This window comes from Bacillus ectoiniformans (assembly GCF_016908875.1).
Taxonomy (GTDB): Bacteria; Bacillota; Bacilli; order Bacillales; family Domibacillaceae; genus Bacillus_BX; species Bacillus_BX ectoiniformans.
The window spans coordinates 1-5,780 of record NZ_JAFBES010000027.1 but is presented as its reverse complement, the minus strand read 5'-3'; the positions used below and the strand labels follow the sequence as shown (position 1 = coordinate 5,780).

Sequence of the window (5,780 nt, the reverse complement as noted above, 5' to 3'; positions counted from 1 at the left end):
AAAAGATGTTTGATTGCTCATTTTGACAATTTGCATTGTCGGTTGTTTCATTTAAACGTTGACGTTTATTTTGTTCAGTTTTCAAAGATCAATGTGTTATCCGCTCTTTAACAGCGACTCAATCATCATATCATTTATAGGATGTTGGTGTCAACACTTTTTTATAAAATGTTTTTTAAAGCTGCTTGCGAATCTCTTCGACGTCTTAACGACAGATATTAATTTAACACCTATTTAAATTTTCGTCAAGCAATTATTTAAAATTAAATTAACTTTTCCTGAAAAGCCAAATATTCCATGCAATCATCCGCTGGAGCCACTCGTTTAAACAGATCAAACAAACGCTGATACTTCTTTTTCATAGAATGCTTTACCATGTCATCAATTCTTGCATCTCCCAAGTCAAACAAGATCTCATCCATTTCTCTCTTTAACAAATAATATATTTCCCGCTTTTCGTCTTCACTAATTAAAAGTGTCAGCATCTTATCACCCATTTATTATTTATTAGCACTGCCCGTGATTCAGCATAGTCCTATCCTTTTATTAGCACCGTAAGAGCTATTCAAAACCAATATTTAGCGATTTTAAAAAAAGAAAGATCTGCATTTTCACAAACAGCTGCCTGTCTCTATACATATATGCTATTCGATGAATAGAATTGTTTGTCATATTATTTGTGATTAAGCTCATAAAAATAAAATAAGACAACCTGATTCGGAGGGGAAATATGAGTTCATTCTATATTTTAAACGCAAAGAAGTTAAAGCAATATTTATTAATCATTACCGTTTCTCTATTTACAGCGCTTTTATTATTAACCCAAAACTCCATTAATATTCCTGTGTTTTCATCAGAGGGATCGCCAAAAGCCGTGTATAAAGGAGAAGATGGGATCGCCTTAACATTCGATATTGGCTGGGGAGATGAAAAAGCAGAAACCATTATTAACACGTTAGACCGCCACAAAACGAAGGCTACTTTCTTTCTTTCTGGTTCGTGGGCGGAAAGGCATCCCGATCTAGTTAAAAAAATTCAAAAAAACAACTACGAAATCGGGTTGTTAGGCTATAACTATCAAGACTATACCTCGTTATCGGAAGCTGAATTGCAAAAGGACATTCGAAAAGCCCAAGAAGTGTTTACTAAGCTGCAAGTTGAAAACATTCAACTTATCCGCACACCTACGGGACACTTTAATCAAGCCGTTTTAAAAACAGCAGAGAAAATGGGACTTACCCTCGTTCATTGGAGTGTTAATACACATGATTGGAAGAACCCTGGCTCTGAAAAAATTCTTACGGAAATAAAAAAGTCAAAACCAGGCGATATTATTTTAATGCACGCTTCTGATTCCGCTCGCCAAACCAACCAAGTTCTTCCTTCAGTTATTGATCACTTAAGCCGTACAAGTAAACTAGTCACTGTTTCCGAGTTAATCGAAAACGGACAGGTTGAAACAAAACTTGTGCCATAAACCAAGAGCGAATCGCGCTAGGACACCATAAAAAAAACAGCAGCCTCTATAAACGGCTGCTGTTTTTTCACTATTTTACTGATCCTTTTACTCGTTCGTTATATTTAGGCAGAGCAAGAAGCTGAAAGGCATTGCAAGGCAATAAAGTCAGAAGCATTAAATAAAGCCAGCTTTCCTCATTCGCCTGCAGGACTGGCAGCCACTCAAGCACCGTAATCACAATCATAAAGAATAAAGCAGATATAAACACACTCTTATTGGATTGTCTCGCTTTAAAGTAAGCCGTAATCAATCCTGCGGCCAAAAGGACAAGTGATAGAAGCAAGTAGGATGTGATGGACTCCCCTTCTCCAGCAAATGCCTGAAAACGAAAATACACTAAATCAAACAGGACGACGCCTATAATAAGAAGCTGAAATGTATTCCAATAAGACCGAAACATTCTATAGCCAAACTGATGAACAGTTAAATAGGCAAAGAAGCCCATTTGACTAATTACACTAAACGTAAAGCCGACTCCAACCAGCCATGCGAATATGGAGAATACTTCTTTCCATTCTCCGCTCGCGAAAAATGGAGAAAATTCATTCCAACGTATAACAAACCCTAGAATACCCGATACTAACCCACCAATTATTAATGTATGCACGAAAAACTTTACCCAACTGCGGATGGTCACCTTTTTTGTCCCCCAAAACTATATAATTTATGCTCTTCTGATTGTATCAACCCCTTTTTAAAAAATCTAGGTAAAGCTGTGTGAACGTATATTTTTAACTTCCCGGCTCATATTAACAATAAGAAATAGGCAGAAAGGAGTTTCATCATGAAAAAATTTATTCTGCCGCTTCTCTTGCTCGTTCTTTCCTTAACAGCCTGCGGGGGAGGCGGCGCAGAATCCGGTAGTCCACAAATGGATTATGAAGCCACTAAAAAAATGGTTGTAGACATATTAAAAACAGATGACGGAAAAAAAGCCTTAAAAGAAATGATGGAAGATGAAAAAGTTAAACAGCAGCTAATCATGGATCAGTCTGTTGTTTCCGAAACAATCGAGAAAACATTAGTGTCTGAAAAAGGACAGAAATTCTGGAAAGAAGCCTTTAAAGACCCAAAATTCTCCAAGGCAGTAGCCACCAGCATGAAGAAAGAGCATGAGGAATTATTGAAGAATTTAATGAAAGACCCAGAATATCAGAAGATGATGATGGATGTCATGAAAGACCCGGAATACGAGAAGAATATCACTACCCTTTTGAAAAGCAAATCCTATCGTGAACATCTGCAGAAAGTAATGACTGAAACATTTGAAAGCCCCATTTACCAAGCTAAAATTGAAGGCATTCTTCTAAAAGCCGCTAATGAACAAGAACAAGGCGGAAACAAAAAGGAACAAGAAAATGAGCCGCCTGGACAAGGTGAAGGAGAACAGATGTAATCCTTATTTTCCATTCGTTTAAAAAAAGGATGAACCAGCACGATCTCCGGTTCATCCTTTTTGTATTATTTATTTACATTCAGTAAATCGTTTACCTTTTCGGCAATATCTTTGTAAATAACGCCCAGCTTATGATCTTCAGCGTAAACAGAAGGAGCGAAATCTTCTTCATTCCAATCTGGCTGCTGCAATGGAAGTCTACCTAATACTTCCGTGCGCAATTCTTCTGCTAGTTTATCTCCGCCGCCGCGGCCAAATACGTATTCTTTTTCACCCGTTGCTTTACTCTCGAAATAAGCCATATTCTCAATGACTCCAATGACCTCGTGATCTGTTTGCAGAGCCATTGCGCCGGCACGAGCAGCAACAAACGCTGCTGTCGGATGCGGAGTAGAAACAATGATCTCTTTACAATGCGGAAGCATGGAGTGTACATCTAGTGCGACATCTCCTGTTCCTGGAGGCAAATCAAGCAATAGGTAATCCAGATCGCCCCACTCCACTTCTCCAAAGAAATTATTCAGCATTTTCCCAAGCATTGGCCCACGCCAAATAACAGGGGCATTATCATCGACAAAGAAGCCCATGGAAATAACCTTTACCCCAAAGCGCTCCACTGGCATAATCTTTTCTCCCCGAACCACTGGACGCTTCGTAATTCCCATCATATCCGGTACACTAAAGCCATAAATATCAGCATCAACGAGCCCAACTTTTTTTCCAGAACGAGCAAGAGCCACAGCTAGGTTGACAGAGACAGTTGACTTGCCCACTCCGCCTTTACCGCTGGCAATCGCAATAAAGGTTGTCTTATTTCCGGGTGACAAGAGCCCTTGATCTCCTTGGCCTGCATCCGCTCCACGGAATTTGGCTAACACATCTTCTGGCAGTTCAGTAAAGCGAATGCCTACTGTTTCTGCTCCCGCTTCTTTAAGCGCATTGACAATTTGCATTTGAAGCTGCAATTGTTCCGCTGTACCTGTTTGTGCAATCGCCACTTTAACGCTCACATGACGTTTTTCTTCTTTAATGCTGATCTCGATGATGCCATTCGTTTCTTCCAATGTTTTATGTAAAAAGGGATCTTCCATTTGATTAAGTAATTCTACTACCTGAGATTCAGTTACCACAAGCTGCACCATCCTTCTTTTGTATTCGTTTTCAGACTACTTTAGTATAACATATATAGACAATAAAAGAAGGATGAGCCGCTTTGTGATATCTGATTATTCTGATCCATCCAAATACCTTAATATCCCTTTGTAAATTGCGGCAGCCATCATGTCTTGATATTCCTCAGACACTAAATCCCGTTTTTCTTCCGGATTGGATAGGAAGCCAATTTCCACAAGCGCACCCGGTTTATTCGCATACTTTAATAAATAGACGTGTTGAATAGGCTTGGCCAATCGATCCGTATTTTCGAGATTTAAGACAATTTCATCTTGTATAGCTTTTGCGATTTCTTTATTCTCTGGCCGATTGGGGGAGAAAAACGTCTGAGCGCCCCTCCATCTTGGAGAAGGAATCGCATTCAAATGGATACTTAGGTAGAGATCAGCATCGGAATCATTGATTAAATGAAGCCGCTTTTTTAAGTCTTCTGCTTTCCTGACACTATAACCCTTCGTTTCGCGCGCAGCCAGATCTACATCTTCCTCTCTCGTCATGAGAACAATAGCCCCTTGCTCCTGCAGATAATCGCGGATCTTACTTGTAACTGCTAAGGCAATGTCTTTTTCCAGGCCGCCTTCATCCCCGGCACCTCCATCCACACCGCCATGCCCTGGGTCTAAATAAATCACCTTGCCTGAAAGGGGCATATTCCAAGACTTCCATGATTCTTTATCGTCTAATGAATATTGAAAAAGAATTATCAACATAATACCGCTTAAACATATCGATACCAGCTTGACCAACTTACCCATTTAAACCCCACCTTTATATGTCCCTGTTGCATAATATGGGGCATATAAAGGAATTATGTATGTCATTTACTCAAGAGAAAAAAACGGTGTGAATTGCATGTAATAACAAAATCCCAACAAAAAAAACACTCCTTAGAGTGATCACCAAGAATGGACCATTAACTTTTTCTGTTTTTTGGTAAAGTAAAAATAAGTTTTGTTCAACTCCTTTATTCTATGCCTTGAGGAATCTAACTTTCCAAAGTTTTATTGTCACTTTGTTTTCTATTTAGATTAGCTTCAAATAAATCTATGATTTCTAAGAACCTCTCAGCTTCTCTAAAAGTATGGTCTGCGAGAAGAGGGTGAATATTACTCTTAATGCGGCACGCTTCTATTAGCTCTCTTGCTGTTTTCTTAAAATCCCTTAACGAAACAACCGACACTTTATTTTGATCTAAAAATTGACTTAGTAGAGGTTTCGTCTCAGATTGCGGTCTCATGGAATCTAAATCAATGGCTTGAAAAAGCAGCTGGTCAAAATCATGGCTAAATTCTCTCGCTTGCTCAACTAATTTCCTTTCAGAAGGATCTAAAAGATGTCCGATAAATTTAGAGTGATCCGCCATAATTCTTAAGAAAAAGACATTTTCTTTAATGATTGCATCTTGTGCCGGGGATAACTTCCCTTCATTTAATTCTTTTAATCGGATAGCAAAGTATGCGGCTTCTCTGCTAATATGGTCTACCAGTAAAGGAAAATTATTTGTACGGATTTCACAGCGCAGCGTCAAACCTAGCACTTTTCGTTTGTACCCCCATATGGCAACCGCTGCTTGGTAAACCTCGGTATTAAAAGCTTGAATGTTAATGACGCCTGATAATGACCAGAAATTGACAGCTCATTTTGTCCTGAACCTGACGGGTTTTTTGCCATTTAAAGATAGGGAGGCTTTAA

At 39.0% G+C, this 5,780-nt stretch carries 6 protein-coding genes and 1 pseudogene; 2 read left to right on the top strand and 5 right to left on the bottom strand.

Annotated elements, in window-relative coordinates:
* Window positions 1-263: 263 nt before the first annotated feature.
* The gene (locus JOC78_RS17335) at window positions 264-485 is read right to left on the bottom strand and encodes a hypothetical protein (RefSeq protein ID WP_204558593.1); all 222 of its coding nucleotides are present in this window, start codon (window positions 483-485) and stop codon (window positions 264-266) included.
* Between the two features lie 245 nt (window positions 486-730).
* On the opposite strand from JOC78_RS17335, the gene pdaB reads away from it, so the two are divergent.
* Window positions 731-1,477 (top strand): polysaccharide deacetylase family sporulation protein PdaB, encoded by a 747-nt coding sequence (gene pdaB, locus JOC78_RS17330; RefSeq protein ID WP_204558591.1) that lies wholly within the window; start codon window positions 731-733, stop codon window positions 1,475-1,477.
* A gap of 70 nt (window positions 1,478-1,547) precedes the next feature.
* Here pdaB and JOC78_RS17325 read toward each other — a convergent pair whose 3' ends face one another.
* Window positions 1,548-2,156 (bottom strand): KinB-signaling pathway activation protein, encoded by a 609-nt coding sequence (locus JOC78_RS17325; protein ID WP_204558589.1) that lies wholly within the window; start codon window positions 2,154-2,156, stop codon window positions 1,548-1,550.
* 147 nt (window positions 2,157-2,303) lie between these two features.
* On the opposite strand from JOC78_RS17325, the gene gerD reads away from it, so the two are divergent.
* Window positions 2,304-2,915, top strand: coding sequence for a spore germination lipoprotein GerD (gerD, locus tag JOC78_RS17320; RefSeq protein ID WP_204558587.1), 612 nt, complete (start codon window positions 2,304-2,306; stop codon window positions 2,913-2,915).
* A gap of 65 nt (window positions 2,916-2,980) precedes the next feature.
* On the opposite strand, the gene JOC78_RS17315 is transcribed toward gerD, so the two are convergent.
* From JOC78_RS17315 to JOC78_RS17305, 3 genes and pseudogenes are all read right to left on the bottom strand, one after another.
* Complete coding sequence (locus JOC78_RS17315) at window positions 2,981-4,045, bottom strand: P-loop NTPase (protein WP_204558584.1); 1,065 nt, start codon at window positions 4,043-4,045, stop codon at window positions 2,981-2,983.
* 96 nt (window positions 4,046-4,141) lie between these two features.
* Window positions 4,142-4,843 carry an N-acetylmuramoyl-L-alanine amidase CwlD gene (gene cwlD, locus JOC78_RS17310; RefSeq protein WP_204558582.1) on the bottom strand — a complete coding sequence of 234 codons (702 nt, stop codon included), beginning with the start codon at window positions 4,841-4,843 and terminating at the stop codon, window positions 4,142-4,144.
* A 230-nt stretch (window positions 4,844-5,073) separates the two neighbouring features.
* A pseudogene (locus JOC78_RS17305) lies at window positions 5,074-5,688 on the bottom strand (DUF2935 domain-containing protein); the annotation flags it as partial.
* Window positions 5,689-5,780: the final 92 nt, after the last annotated feature.

Coding starts and splice junctions, on each gene's coding strand:
- JOC78_RS17335 (WP_204558593.1), bottom strand. CDS start 485: ATGCTGACACTTTTAATTAGTGAAGACGAAAAGCGGGAAATATATTAT.
- pdaB (WP_204558591.1), top strand. CDS start 731: ATGAGTTCATTCTATATTTTAAACGCAAAGAAGTTAAAGCAATATTTA.
- gerD (WP_204558587.1), top strand. CDS start 2,304: ATGAAAAAATTTATTCTGCCGCTTCTCTTGCTCGTTCTTTCCTTAACA.
- cwlD (WP_204558582.1), bottom strand. CDS start 4,843: ATGGGTAAGTTGGTCAAGCTGGTATCGATATGTTTAAGCGGTATTATG.